The sequence below is a fragment of the Tolypothrix sp. PCC 7601 genome (genome assembly GCF_025677855.1).
Taxonomy (GTDB): Bacteria; Cyanobacteriota; Cyanobacteriia; order Cyanobacteriales; family Nostocaceae; genus Aulosira; species Aulosira diplosiphon.
In genome coordinates, this window is sequence record NZ_CP064879.1 from 860994 (window position 1) to 875655 (window position 14662).

General features: G+C 43.4%; 7 protein-coding genes. 3 read left to right on the plus strand and 4 right to left on the minus strand.

Features of this window, described 5'->3' with window-relative positions; all coding sequences use genetic code 11:
- Window positions 1-83 precede the first annotated feature (83 nt).
- From HG267_RS03505 to HG267_RS03520, 4 genes are all read right to left on the minus strand, one after another.
- Window positions 84-2903, minus strand: coding sequence for an SdrD B-like domain-containing protein (locus tag HG267_RS03505; protein WP_045870259.1), 2820 nt, complete (start codon window positions 2901-2903; stop codon window positions 84-86).
- Between the two features lie 149 nt (window positions 2904-3052).
- Entirely contained in the window at window positions 3053-5437 is a 2385-nt protein-coding gene (locus HG267_RS03510) for an OmpA family protein (protein WP_081584003.1), read from the minus strand.
- Between the two features lie 37 nt (window positions 5438-5474).
- The gene (locus HG267_RS03515; protein ID WP_228045519.1) at window positions 5475-9251 is read right to left on the minus strand and encodes a hypothetical protein; all 3777 of its coding nucleotides are present in this window, start codon (window positions 9249-9251) and stop codon (window positions 5475-5477) included.
- Window positions 9248-10174 carry a DUF11 domain-containing protein gene (locus HG267_RS03520; protein ID WP_045870260.1) on the minus strand — a complete coding sequence of 309 codons (927 nt, stop codon included), beginning with the start codon at window positions 10172-10174 and terminating at the stop codon, window positions 9248-9250. Before HG267_RS03520 ends, HG267_RS03515 begins: the two co-directional genes overlap by 4 nt.
- Window positions 10175-11449: 1275 nt before the next feature.
- Between HG267_RS03520 and HG267_RS03525 the strand changes: the two genes are divergently transcribed.
- The 3 genes from HG267_RS03525 (at window position 11450) to HG267_RS03535 (ending at window position 14597) form a co-directional block, all read left to right on the plus strand.
- On the plus strand, window positions 11450-11740 hold the full coding sequence (locus HG267_RS03525; RefSeq protein WP_045870261.1) for a hypothetical protein: 291 nt from the start codon (window positions 11450-11452) through the stop codon (window positions 11738-11740).
- Window positions 11741-11880: 140 nt separating this feature from the next.
- Window positions 11881-14088, plus strand: a complete 2208-nt coding sequence (locus HG267_RS03530) for a CHASE2 domain-containing protein (RefSeq protein ID WP_045870262.1) — start codon at window positions 11881-11883, stop codon at window positions 14086-14088.
- A 59-nt stretch (window positions 14089-14147) separates the two neighbouring features.
- A complete protein-coding gene (locus HG267_RS03535; RefSeq protein ID WP_045870263.1) occupies window positions 14148-14597 on the plus strand; it encodes a hypothetical protein in 450 nt (149 codons plus the stop codon).
- Window positions 14598-14662: the final 65 nt, after the last annotated feature.

The window sequence follows — 14662 nt, forward strand, 5'->3', positions numbered from 1 at the left end:
TCATAACTCATAATTACTGTAGATTTTGACTGCTCAAATCTTGTTTAACTACGAATTAAGAATTACGAATTAGTAATTATTTATTAGTCGATTCTGACACGGAAACTTACAGCGCCAGATTGACCATTAGGAACATTGCCCAACCTAACAATTACTGTACCGTTGGGATTATTGGTATTTTCGCAAGCACTACTTTCAGGAATTGATGCTAAGGGTGTTAGAGGCGAGAAAAATCTGCCTTGATCTGCACCAGTACCAGCGCCAGTTACAGTAATGCTATTAGCTACATAAGTTGTTCCAGTGGGAATTAAGTCACAGAAATTGAGATTTTCTAATAACTGACCAGCGCGGAAATAAACGGTGTACTCTACTTCATCACCGCTGGCTATGGGTGTTTGCACTTCATATTGACCCAGAGGCGCTGGTCTGATGACATTATCATTTTGATCATTGGGGTCATCAATAAAAGTATTGTATTGGATGCGTTGACCATTTGTTCTGGCGATCGCAGTGATTCGTTTGACTAGTTGTACACCTGTATTACTGGCTGTCCCAGACGCAAAACCAAAGTCTAGATTATCAATCTCAGCATTAGCATTTGGCAAATTTACCGACACGCTGGTTGGTGTTGTAGGTGTGAAATTCTGGGGTGGGGTGGCTTCTAAGGTATAGTTACCGGGTGGTAAGCCTGTAACAATGAAGTTACCGTTATTGTTGGTAGTAGTAGTATCAACTATTTGACCGTTAGGATTTCTGACAGTAATGTTGACATTGGGAATTCCGCTTTCGCCTGGGTCTGGTCTACCATTATTATTTTGGTCGTTAAATACCAAATCACCAATGGCATTACCTGGTGGTCGCCGTAAGCCAAAGTCAACAGTAGTCAGCGCTTGACCTGATTGCAGATTCACTTCTATTTGAGAACTACCAGTGGTAACTTGTGGCAAGTTGAAAGGAGGTGCGATCGCAACTCGATAGTTACCTGCTGGTAAATTAGAGAAAGTGTAGTTACCGTTGGCGTTAGTAGTTGTTGTTTGAGTAGTATCATCACCAGTACCCAATAAGCCATCTGCCCCAGGACTAGTCAGCGTTACAGGAACATTCGGAACTCCTGCTTCACCTGCGTCTTGTCTACCATTACCGTTGGTATCGTTGAATACGGTATCGCCGATAGAACCACTAGTGCCATTAAACCCACCTGCGCGGAAACCAAAGTCAGCACTATCAAGTTGTTGACTTGGTAGCAGATTGATATTAAAGGGGTTGATACCAGTTGTGAGAGTATTACCTTGAGGCGGATTGGCAGTTACTTGATAATTACCGGGTGCTAATCCTGGGAAGCTGTATCTTCCATTAGCATCAGTAGTAGCAGTTTGTGTAGTTCCATTTGGTAATCTTAATGTGACTGTAACGTTAGGAATGCCTGGCTCGTTATTATCTTGTGTCCCATTACCATTGGTGTCGGTGAAAACTGTATCACCAATAGAGGCATTAGTAGGCGGAAGGAAACCAAAGTCAACAGTATCAATGTTTTGTCCATTAGCAAGACTAATGGCATTGGGTTGGGTAAGGGTTGGGGTAAAGTTAATCGGAGGATTGGTAACTGCAACTGTGTAATTACCAGCCGGGACATTCTGAAAGCGATAAACCCCATTCGCATCTGTTTTGGTTGTAGCAACTACGTTACCGTTACTATTCCTGAGTACGAGATTAATGTTAGGAATTCCCGGTTCTCCTGCATCAGGAATGTTATTACCATTAGTATCGCTAAATACAAAATCTCCTATAGAGCCTGTACCTTGTGCCTGTTGAGTAAAACCAAAATCAGCTTGGTCGAAATTTTGCCCAGAAGTCAAGGTGATGGGATTGGGTTGGGTCAGAGTAGGTGAAAAACCACTAGGTGTTTGTGCAACGCTAACTGTGTATTGTCCTGGATTTAAATTAGGGACAGTATATCTACCATTAGTATCGGTAGTTGCGGTACCAACTACAGTACCACTACTGTTTCTGACATTGACTTGCACACCGCTAATGCCAGGTTCGCCAGGGTCTTGGATGTTGTTGGCATTGGTGTCATTAAATACAGTATCACCAATGGAAGCTGGTGCCAGACAAATACTGATCCTATTCAGACCGACAGTCTCATCCTGTCCGGGTTCACCAAATTCTCTACCTGCTTGGTAAACAACTCGGATTTGGCTGACAGCACCAGAGAATGTAATTTCAGCGTTGCCATTAGTTGAATCAGGAAAAGCATTTTCATTCACCCCTGCGGCCACCACACTATTACCATTATTAGTAACTCTAGTATTGGGGCCGAGAGCAGTGCCTGTTAACGGTACGGGTGCAGTGCCATTAAATCCTGTCACCGTAATTACATCTTGGAAAATTCTCCCAAAATCTCGTGCCCCATCTCGGTCAACATCTAGAAAGGTGAGGGGAGTGGCTAGAGTGACCGGTTGAGAAAAGTTAATGGTGAGTGTAGAAGTACCTTGTGCTGGGTTTTTACCCAAACCAATATTCCAACGCAGATGGGTTCCTAGAATCCCACCGTAAATATCTTGAGGTAAGCCTGAGTCAATTCTGGTAACTTGGTTATCTGAGTTGGGATCGAAAGTCGCGGTGTCTGTAACTGTTCCCAAAGGCCCAGGATTATCACTGAACTGAAAGGTAGCCCGAACTCCTTTAGCAACAAGGGTTTGAGCTAAAAAATCTGCCACGTTGTTAGTAGGATTCCACTCATAAGTGGCGGGTTGTGTACCATCTGGACAACTTGGTTGTGCTTGCGCCAAAACTTTTTTATCGGAAAAGGCACCTCCTAAGGAAATCTGCGGCACAGTAAACAGTAATGTCAGAAATGTACCCCTTAAGGGTTTTACTACATTTTTTAATAAAGGTTTCATTATTGGCTTCCTAAACAAGTTGTAAAATTTTTTACTCAAAAAGCCGGGGGGATGAGGCAGGAGGCAGGGAGATGAGGGGGATGAGGGGGATGAGGGAGAAGTAAGCAATGCCCAATGCCCTGTGCCCCATCCCCAATGCCCGATCGCATCTACCTTCGTTCTGGTTCTAATTGCAGGTCTTGTTCTTGGCCTTCAATGATGATTTCCACGCCTCTTACGTCTTTGAAGATGATTTCGGCGCGGCGATCGCGTGCGTAATCTACGCGGTTACTACCTTCACTGACACGTTGAGTTTCGCCTAAGCTGCGGATGGTCATCCGTTCTGGGGGTACACCTTGTCGTAATAAGTAATTTCTCGTAGATAAGGCCCTTCTTCTACCCAAGGCTAGGTTATAGTCGTTGCTGGCGCGGGGGTCGGTGTGTCCTTGGATTTCGATAATAATTGAGGGATATTGCTTTAAGACTTCTACTACCCGATCCAGGACTTTCGCGCTTTCTGGACTAATGAAGGATTTATCTAAGGCAAAGTGAACGTTCCGGGGTACGCGTATCTTGATGGGGGCGGGCGGAATTAAAGTTGGGGGGGTTGTGGGTGGGACTGGTTCGGGTGGTACTGGGCGAGAAGTACATTGCGGTACGGGGTTTTGTCTGCTGGCAGGTGGCAGACTGGGTGTAGTAGTTCTCGGGCCAATAAAGGCCGCGATCGCAGGTTCGGATGTACCGTATTTGGGATCGGTGGCGATCGCACTCACAATATCTCCTACTTTGACATTGGGGACGGTAACGCTAAAATTCCCCTTCTCATCCACAGCTACGCTGGTTAATGGTTGACTGAGCGCCCCATAACCTGTTTGATAAATTGCTTGCTTACCTTGTTGATAGTCACCCAGGCGATAAATTGTCACCTCAGAACCGGGATCGGCTTTACCTTGCAAGGTGACGCTATTACCTGTAGGCAGAAATTCCCGCGTGGTGAATTCTGGGGCATTAATTGCCGCGTTACCTGTATCTAAACGGCGATTCCCAGAATTACGTTTAGGATTGGGGCCATCTCCCCTTTGCCACTCATTCACATCTAAATTTCTTTGGCCATTCAGGTCAATACTCAAGCCTTCTAAGGCAGCAAAGGTATTATTTTGAATAATGTTGCGTTGACTTTGGGGAAAGGCTGTTACCACTACCCCAGGCCCAGTTTGATAAGAAATTTCATTATTGGTTACTTGATGGTTACTACCCGTTAAGAAAACTGCTGCCCGCCGCAAACGTCTGCCGTTGTACGTGATGCGGTTATCACGGATTTGCAAGTTACCTTCTGGTTTAAATAAATACACCCCAGCACCATCATTAGCGCAAATTAAGTTGCTGGTGATTTGGGAATTATTCACTACACCTTCAATGCGTAAAGCATCGGGCATTCCTGCCAAACCATTGCTGACAATGATATTTTCTTGGACTAAGGTATTTTCCCCCCGGACTGAGGTAATAATGGCGCTGCCATCATGGTAATAGATGCGGTTGCGGCGAATGGTTGTCCCTTGGGAGTTGAATACGTAAACTCCGAAAGCAGAAGTTTCTGATGGCACCTTTTCATCTATGGGTAACCCTAGCCAGTTATTCTCAATCACCACGTTTTTGGGTGGCACATCCTGGTTGTAAAAGGGGAAATTACTATTAGGTGGCTGCTGTTTCTTGGTATTGGGAGGTGGGAGACGATGGGAAATGACAATATCTCCTGGGGGTGTTGTTAAAGTTACAGGCTTGGGTACGCCATCGTAAATTAACAGATTTCCCAATTGCTGCTTAATGGGGCTGGCGTTGAAGCCATAAATGCTTAAACCACGAATGGTTACACCATCAGCCACCACAGTTAAACCGCGAAATATTTCTTTACCTGGTGCAGGTGCGATCGCGACTACGGGAATGGGAATGGCAATTTCGGCTGTAGCGGAACCAGCAGCGTCATATCCTGGCTGGCTAGCGCCATCGATCACTAATCCCGGACTGGCTAAATCTGGGAGTTGTTGCTGTAAAAGAATTGTAGTGGCAGTTGGAGGTAAATTAAATTCAATGCGCGAACTGCCTGTAGTAGGTTGTACTAGGGCTTTTTCGACATCGCTGAGTTGGGCAACGGTTAGGGTACCATTTACTAGTTCGATGGCTTCGCGTAAGGTGAGCTGGGCATCTGGCTGAATATTACCATCTTGGTTGCTGTTGACTATTACCCGCAGAGAAATTGGTAAGGGTAAACTGGGGGTTTGGCTAAGTGCGACTTCGGATGTTAAAAGGCAGAGGGTTAGGGGGAAAACGAACCGCGTAGACGCTTTAGCGGCTTCCCGCAGGGTAGTGCGCGTTCGCGTAGCGTCTCGCAGAGAAGAACACAAAGAAAGAAGAGTTTGAGAGAAATTTGGTTGTGCTACCTTTTGAAAATTGCGATCGCCTAAGTTTGGACTATGAAATTTTGATTGTTTTGACGGAGAATCTTTTGCTTTCCTCAGTGGAAAATCTAGTAACCAACGGACTTTAAAACTGGACATCACTCACTCCTATACACCTTGAATCTGGACTTTGTTATTAGTTCGATGCTTGTGGCTGTTTCCAACGCTTAATCAGCTCAAAGAGTTTACTTTGGGATGTGTCCGATTCAGGGGGTTTGGGAAGTGCTTGTGCTTGTTTGAGAGTATTAATCAGTTGACGTTGGGATGTCGGCTGTACTTGAGCAAGGGGTTGTACTTCCGATTCTTGTTCTTGCTTGGGTACAGGTTTTTGCAAGCCAAAGCCACCCAAAAGTTCATTCAACTTCAAGCTGATATTGAGATAAACGCCACCTTCGGAACGGTAGCCAGTAAAATCCCGGTCATCGACACTACCAAAGCTGTAGCCTAAGCCTATGCGTAAATCGGGGGTTAAATAATACCCAGTTTCGACAGCTACGCCAAATTCGGTGTAGTTGGTGCCACTATTGGAGGTTTGCCCAATCCAGCGTCCTTCTACTGCTAAATCGGTACGGTAACCAAGTCTGTAAGTTGCCCGTAGCTGGGCTAAGTTGACATTAGCATCGTAGCGATCGCCATTTAAAAATGTCACACCATTACGTAAGGCGTATTTGCCGTAAAATTCCCAGCGCCAACTTGGGGCGTAGATGGCTTCTGCGGAAAAGATTTGGCCTGTAGCGGTACTTCCGGTTAATTGGGCTTCGGGGATGGAGTCGAAGTTTTGCCGCCACTCATATTTGAGTAAGGCGTTGAATTTATCGCTTCTGGGATCGCGGTAGGCTAAACCGATTTTTAAGTTGGAGGTATCGCCTAGTTCTTGGAATCTCACGCCTTCAGCCACCACACCAACGGTGGAAGGTAAAAAGACGTTGGCTTCTCCGGCTTGTTGGTAGCGCACTAAGGCGGTTAAAGCTGGTGAGATTTTCCCGGCGGCGGCGGCGGAAATTACTAAGTTGTTGCTTTCATCGCCATCACGATATTCAAATCTAGTGCTGGCTTGGAATTCGGGGTTATCTGTGTACTCCAACCCGATACTATAAACGGAACCAGAAAATAGTCCCAGGGTGGAGGCTGTTTGCCCAACTGCATAATATTGCCCAAATTGGGAACCAGCAGCAGTACCGTTAAAGATGTTCTTAAATATGTATTCGTAGCCAAGGTTTACGCGTAATCCTGGAGCCACGGCCCAACGATGATTTAACCCTACAGCACCTTGACCTTGGAGGCCGTTAAATGCTGATAAAACGGAATAGCGACCGATCAAACTGGTATCTTCGGAGAGTTTGCGATCAAGGATTGTGTCTAGGGTGGTGATGGAGTTACCAGGAATTAAGCTGCTGTCGTCATAGAATTGATGGGCTAGGCGGAATGTCACGCCGGGATAAGCTTTCCAATCTAGACCCAAGGTGGTGCGGTTGGGATAGAGGGGGTCGCTATCGCCTAAATTCAGTTCATTTTGCCCTTGGAAGGTCAAAGATTCTGTTAGGGGCAATTTTAAACGCGAAACTAATTGATCGGCATCGCCACTAAATCGAGTGCTAATCCGGTCTTCGCGGGAACGATTAACATACTCTAAACTCACATCTGCCGGGCCTACTCTTTGCAGTATGCCTGCGCGGAATGTTTTGAGGGTGTTGTTAACTGTCTCTCCAGGACGGGCTTGGGGTTGGGGATCGAAGAGGTCAAAAAAGCCGAGGACACTATTTAACCCTGTGGCTGTAGTACCGTAGTTTTCTTCAAAGTCGTAACCAACTGTCAAGCTAGTGGTGTCGGTGACTTTCCCTATTAAAGAAGCCCCATAGCGTGTTTGTCCGGGAGTAAAGCTAAAGGTAGAATTATTGGCAAAGTTAGGTTCTACGGCGCGGTAGTAGGCTTGCCCTAATAAGCGATCGCCTAGGTTACCAAATGCTTCTAAGCGGTAAGCAGAACCGTTGGCATCTTGACCGTTTACGAGGGTGCTATTAGAACGGGCATACTCCCCAATTACCCTACCAGCGCTACCAAAAGACAATAAAAAGTCTGCGCCATAGAGTTGAAAATCTTGGCTACCTTGGTCTTCTTGCAGGTAACTACCAGCTATGTAGGATTTGTTGTCTAAATCCTGGGATAGGTTGTATTGCAGTCGTCCACCGTAAAGTTTGGTGTCTTCTCCGCCTTCGTTTTGGTAGGTAACAACAATACGTCTAACTAAGGTGGCTCCAAAGGGGTTAAGTTCTGTAGCTAAGATGGGACGACGGAACAAAAGTGTGCCGCGATCGTAGTCTATTTCGTAATCAGGGCCGCGAAATAGCTGTTGACGTTGAATTACTGTACCGGGGCGATTAATTTCTTCGGCTTCCAAATAAACGGTTTCACTCCCTGGAACCAACAACCGTTTGGAGAGGAAATAGTTACCACTCACGCCGTTGGGGACTATCGTATCGCGTTGGAACCCCTCGATGTTGTTGGCGTATAACCCGGTAATTTGCAAGGGGCCAAAGTTGTAGTTGGCTTTGAAACCATGTAATTGACGGGAAGTGGCTGTAAATAGTTGGGAAGTTCTCGCAAATTCTTGGGTGTTATAGTCCCCCCACATCAAATAGTCTGGTTCTGCTCCGGGAACGGAGGAACTGCGCTCTAAACGCGCATAAAAACTATCAATAGAGGGGGTAGTGGGTGTAACTGTAGAACTGTCGCCGTAGACGGGATATTGCTGTTCGCAGAACTGCACGCCGCCAAATAATCGGTTTCTCCCCTCACAATCTTGGTTAATCGGGCGTTCGCTGTTAAATGCTCCCGTAAATAACCAATCTCCAACTTTGCCTGTGGCGAACACCGCCGCCGTTAAATCAACTTGGGTTCCCCCTGTTCTGTCGGGGTTGAGGAAGTCTTGAAAACTGCCCCAGTAGTCGGTTCCCCTCGGCCCAATCCGTAGGTTAACTATCCCTGTGGTGAGGGAAGGACGCAGATAGGTAGTGAATTCAACTTGGGTATAAGCCTCAATGGGTGCTTCCCCAATTTTGTCGAGGAGAGAAGTATCTGTTTGTTGGGGAAATGATAAATCTCCAGGCTCAATTTGAGGCCTTCTCGTAGTGATTTTCTCTACAGCAGCACGAATTCTGACTTGTTGGGGTTTAATATCTGATTGCAGAGTTGCGGTAAATTCCCCATCTATGGCACGTACTTGAAACCCAGCTTGGTCTTTATCTTGATCTGTGCCAACAAATTTCCCCGCACTAGTGGTCAAAGTTACTACTAAATCTTCAGTAATTAGTTGACCTTGGTCATCGGTAATTTGTCCTTGCAGCCTGATTGTAGAGCGTCCATCTGCTTGGACTCGGGGATCGCCAACAGGTAAAATATCGATTTTGAATTTATTTTTGGTACTCGGCGTTTCAGTCGTGGGTGTAGCGGCTGGCGGTGACTGTGTGGGAGTGGGTACCGGGATTGTTTGTGGTTGAGTAACCGGAGAGTTGGGATTTTGCTGAAATTGGGTAGCTGGATCTGGCGGAAATATCGAGCCTGGATCGCTAGAGGAAGGTGTTGTAGTGGGGAAGGCTTGAGCAATTACCTCATTAGCCTCTGTTTGCGCCTCTGGTAATACTGCTTCTTCGGGTTGAGCAACAGTTGGTGATTCGCTGTTTTCTGCCTCGGCGGCGAAGGCTTGGTTATTAGGGGTGTTGATCTCGAATAAAGAAGGGGCAATCCATGCCAAAAATGCCAGTAATATGACTTTTTTACCCTTACTTTGCAAAGCCCAGCGCCAAATTGATAATTTTTGTGTTTGGACGCTATCCCTTAGCGGCAAGGTACATTTGATTTTAGAAATCACACTCCGATCTACGGTATAAATCACTCTTTGTTTTCTAGTCTTCATCGCTTACCCCCCGAAAACGCAGGCGTTACGCCAAAATTGACTCGTACCAAGCTACTCGGTGCTAATTTCACCATTCGCGACTGGCTATTTCTTTCGATGAAGTAGTTGTTAGGTGCCAGTGCATAGCCTGGTAAGCTAGTCAAGTCCAACGTTGCTGACCGATAACCCGATATCACATTTGCCAAGGAGAATAATCCATTGGCATCTGTAACAATGCGATTGCCATCATCCATATAAATTATGGCGTTGGGAACTCCAGGTTCATTGGGTTGCTGTTCGCCATCAAAGTTTTTATCCACAAAAACACGCCCAATGATGGTGCCACAATCAGAGATAATTCCTGGACGAATTCGCAACACATGGCTGGCTTGATTACTTGTTAAAGTTCCAGCTTGCGCTTGAGCTAAGTTTCTCCCAGTCCCCCGAATTGCATCTGGGGTGACTTCAACGGCATAAACTACATTCAAAGTTTGGTTGGGTTGGAGTTCTGTGGCTGGGTTGACTGTAAGAGTTACCGCACGATTTGCACCTGTGTTAGCGGTTACAGATACCGATGTTCCAGCAATTGAACCTTGCAGCGATCTAGAAATAAATCGCAATCCTAAAGGTAGCCTGTCTGTAATTGTGAGATTTCTTGCAGCAGATCTACCAGTATTTCTAATAGCAAGTCGATAAAGGACTGTGTCGCCTGGTTCAGCGGCGGCGCGATCGCCTGTTTTAATAATTTCTAAAGCAGCTTGCGAAGCTGTTAATCTCACTTCGTTTGAACTGCGTCTTGGCAGATTATTTGCACCCGCGCCAGCAGTATTTCTAATGATAGATACTTGAGCATTAACAGGCATACTTGCATCAGCAAGTAAACCTAAAGAAAAAAATGCAAAAAAGAGGCTCTTAGACCTCAACCATAAGAAGGTAGATGTCATTGTAAGGCATCAATCGATAACAGCAGTTTTTTTAAATTTGAGAGTTTTTAATTAAAAACTCGCATTTGTTTGATTTTTTATTTGATAAAACAGTCAAGGCTTTCTAGCCTTTCACAAAATTGCACTCAATACTAGTGTCTTTACAGAATCTTTAATTACTTGGTTGTTCAGACATATTATCAGAATGTATGGCCAAAGCAGAACTTTCTGACTACTTCATCATTTAACCATGATTAAGTAATTCCAAATATAAACCTTGAACTATATGTATAAGCTTAGATAATACTATTGAGTATTTTTGCACCAATGTTGATGACATAATTACACAACAAAATTTTGTACGCAAATTTTTCTCTTAAATTGCATACATCATCTACAAATGATAGAAAATATTTATATATATTAGACTCTATTTCATCATCCTTAAGTAGGTTGATGCTATAAAGTGTCGGTCATGCACCACTCAATTCTCTAATCTTTAAACAGAGAAATATGAGCATAATTTCTCCTTAAAGACGAGAGATATTTTGTTGTTCAGCTAAGGTTTATGGCTCCTTACGCCCTTTACATTACTTTACTACTCCTTTGTCTTCAGCTTTGATTTTGACGAGAAAAGCATATTCACAAATTCGTACCCAAGTTAAACACAAGGGCTGCCTTTTTAGCTGCAACACTATGACAACAATAATATACTGCTATGCCAAAATCCAGAAGTTGCCATTGATTCCGATCACAATAAACCACTTGTAAAAGTGTCATACGTACGTATATGAAACAAGCACTACAGTGCTGTTAGTCGAGATAGCAGAGAAAACACGACTAATGACAGTTTTGATCGGTTTATAGTTATTGTATAGAAAACCTGATAATATTGCTCAGTTCGCTAGCTATTAACTGTATTTACTGGTCTTGATCGTTGTGCAAATGCGGGATCATCTGATGAATTCTAATTTACGCCTTGGCTTTGCTGGTTAACAATATGAATGAGCTTCATGTCAAAGAAAGAACACTTATGTGAGTGAGTGGGTTATTTGCACTCAAGTATCCGTTCTCAAGTAGCTGATCAAAATTTAAATTTCAATACAGCAAAGATTGATACTTCACTAGTGCCACTTCAACTGATGATGAAGTACTAACCCTTGCAACATAAAATACATTAGTGGTAATAAAGGCTATTGAATAGAAGACAGCAACAGATATCTTCAGATTAACCCCAAGTATCATGCAAGCTGTCTACTCTATGATTAGAGTTGCCAGCACGCGGGAGAGAAAAAAATGAGGATTTGGCTTGCTTGCTTTTTTGTATTGTTTGCTTTGGCGGAACTATTTGACTGGGTGCAGGAATTTAGCCTGCCATTACCGATTTATATTTTAGGTGGCGCGTTTTTAGCCGTTGCTTCTAACTACGACAAGATTGTGGGTTCTTATTTTAATGATGCAACCATTGAGCGATCGCCTGAAGTATCACAGTTAGATTCTACATCTGTGCCTGTATTGGGGACTGGGGACTGGGTACTGGGGACTGGGGACAAGGTGGATCAGGAGGAGACAAAGAGAAATAACTAATACCTAATTAAAAACACCTAACACTTAACACCAATTGCTAAATAAAATAGAGTATTGGTGAAAGCTGATTCAGCAAAAGCCTATAATCTGAAGTCTCAGGACTGTAACATCTACCACATTCGGGCTATTGCCTCAACTCTGTGATTAGCGGTATCTTACAAAAACTCCAAACGGCGTTGACCAAAGATAAAATTACCCGTGACACTTACTCCAGCAAGAAGTGGCTGAAAATTGTCCTGTCTAGTAGTTTTGGAGTCACTGCTTTAGTCTGGGGAGTAAGAGAACTCAAATGGTTGCAGTCTTGGGAGTTAAAAGCTTACGATCAGATGTTGCGATCGCGCCCTACAAAACCGCGTGACAATCGCATTTTATTAGTCACCATTACGCAACAGGATCTAGCGCGTTATCAGTGGCCATTATCAGATAAGACTGTCAATCAACTGTTACAAAAATTAGAGTCTTATCAACCTCGTGTCATTGCTTTAAATGTATATCGACCAGAGCAAAAAAATTTAACTGCGGGACTTGCAAATCCCCAAAATATCATTGCTACTTGCGCTAAAAGTACTATAGGTAGACCAGAAATTCCACCACCAGCTAATTTATCTATAGATAATCTCGGCTTTAACGATTTAATTCCTGACAATGAAAACGATCAAATTGTCCGGCGAGCATTGTTATTTTCTCACTCTGCAGATAAAAAATGTAAAACAGATTTTTCCTTTGCGGCTTTAGCTGCAATTAGTTACCTAGAGAAAGCAGGACTGGAATTAGATTTTCCCGATCAGCAACATCTCTCGATTGGGAAAACGATGATTCCCATATTGACTAGTAATTTTGGTGGCTATGAAAACTTGGATGCCCAAGGCTACCAAATACTGTTAAATTACCGTCAGCCAGATAATTTTGCTGAGGAAGTTAGTTTAACAGCAGTTCTGAAAAATCAAATTAAACCAGAACAAATTAAAGACCGTTTAGTCATCATTGGTACTGATGCTGCAACTGTTCATCCTGGTTATTACACACCCTATAGCGCAGCCCCAGAAGAACCTGCGAGAATGGCTGCGGTATTCATTCAAGCACAAATAGCCAGTCAAATCATCAGCACTGTACTGGATGGGAAATCCTTGATTTGGGACTGGCCGAACTGGGCGGAAATCCTGTGGATATGGGCTTGGTCATTAGTAGGAGGAACAGTAGCATGGCGACTGCGACATCCTTTATTATTGGTGACCATTGGTGGTATAACATTAATTGGGTTGGTGGGCATCTGCTTTGGTTTGTTTCTCTTTTCTGGATGGGTTCCGCTCGTCCCACCTGCCCTAACTTTGATCATTACTGGTATGAGTGTTATGACTTACACTACATACCAGACTCAACAGCAAACTCGCTTAATTATTCTGCAAGTTGAAAAGCAAAAAGAGGTAATTGAACAGTTAGATATCCTCTTACAAGAAACTAAAGCAGACAAGTTAATTCAAGACAAACACTATCACCAAGCCCCCGAAATTTTAAAACCAAAAATAACGGGTGATTTTCTTTTGGGTGGGCGTTATCAAATCGCCAAAATTCTCGGTTCTGGGGGCTTCGGTTGTTCTTATTTAGCACATGATACTCAACGTCCTGGTCATCCTACTTGTGTAGTGAAACAGTTAATGCCAGCGCGTCGGGATACTAAATTTTTAGAAGTTGCTCGCAGATTATTTAATAGTGAAGCAGAAATTTTAGCTGCTTTAGGTAAGCATCAGCAGATACCAGAATTACTAGCTTATTTTGAAGAAAATCAAGAATTCTATTTAGTTGAACAATACATTCCTGGGCATACTTTACATGAAGAATTACCACCTATACAGGGTGTAAAGCATGAATCTGGAGTTATCGATATGCTCAAAGGTGTTTTAGAAGTTTTAGAATTTGTCCACGAGCATCGGGTAATTCATCGAGATATTAAACCCCATAATATTATTAGATCTGCTGACGATCGCCGATTAGTATTGATTGACTTTGGTGCAGTTAAATTAATGCAACCCCCCAATAGCGAACAAACAGAATTAGCTACAGTAGCCATTGGCACCCGGGGTTACGCACCGCCCGAACAATTTGCAGGTCATCCACGATTATGCAGTGATATTTACGCTTTGGGGATGATTGGAATTCAAGCTTTGACGGGGATACAACCACAGGAACTGCATCCCGATCCCGACACAGGAAATATTATCTGGCGTTCTTACGCTCAAGTTAGCGAGGAATTAGCAGAAATTTTAGATAGGATGGTGCGTTATCATTTTAGCGATCGCTATCAATCGGCAATTGACGTAATTCAAGATTTAAAGTCGCTGGGAAAGTAAATTTTCAGCCCAAATGTTAATTAACTTAAATTTTTTAAACAACAAGTTAAGCAACAACCATGCCTAAAAAAAGTTCCCCAACAATAGCAAATCGCAAGTGGAAAGAACGCCATAAGTTTTTCCTGAATACCTATTCTGATTGTGCATTTACTAAATGCCCAAAATGTGATACTAAAACCAAAGTTCGTAAATTTCCTTTAGTTATTCACATTCAACCGCAACAGCTTTTTATCTTAAATAAGCAATGCAAATATTGTGAAAGATGTGACCTGATTATTGCCAAAAAGCAGGAACTCGAATCATTAATGACTGCGGGTTTTATCCAATCCAACCCGAAAATTATAGGCAATGATTATATGGTGATGGGAACTGTGGATCGAAAAGATTGGAAAGAAGGAAATCAAAATGCAATTGCGCCATCAGAAATGTTAGACAGAATATATGTCTTTCAAGATATCTGGGATTTTGAAGTCATTCCTGCTGGCTGGTATCGTAGCGAAGACAAATAACCAATAGGTTAATGTTACAACCCTCTTTTGTTGGTGAACAAATTATATAAAACTATTTATTTGAT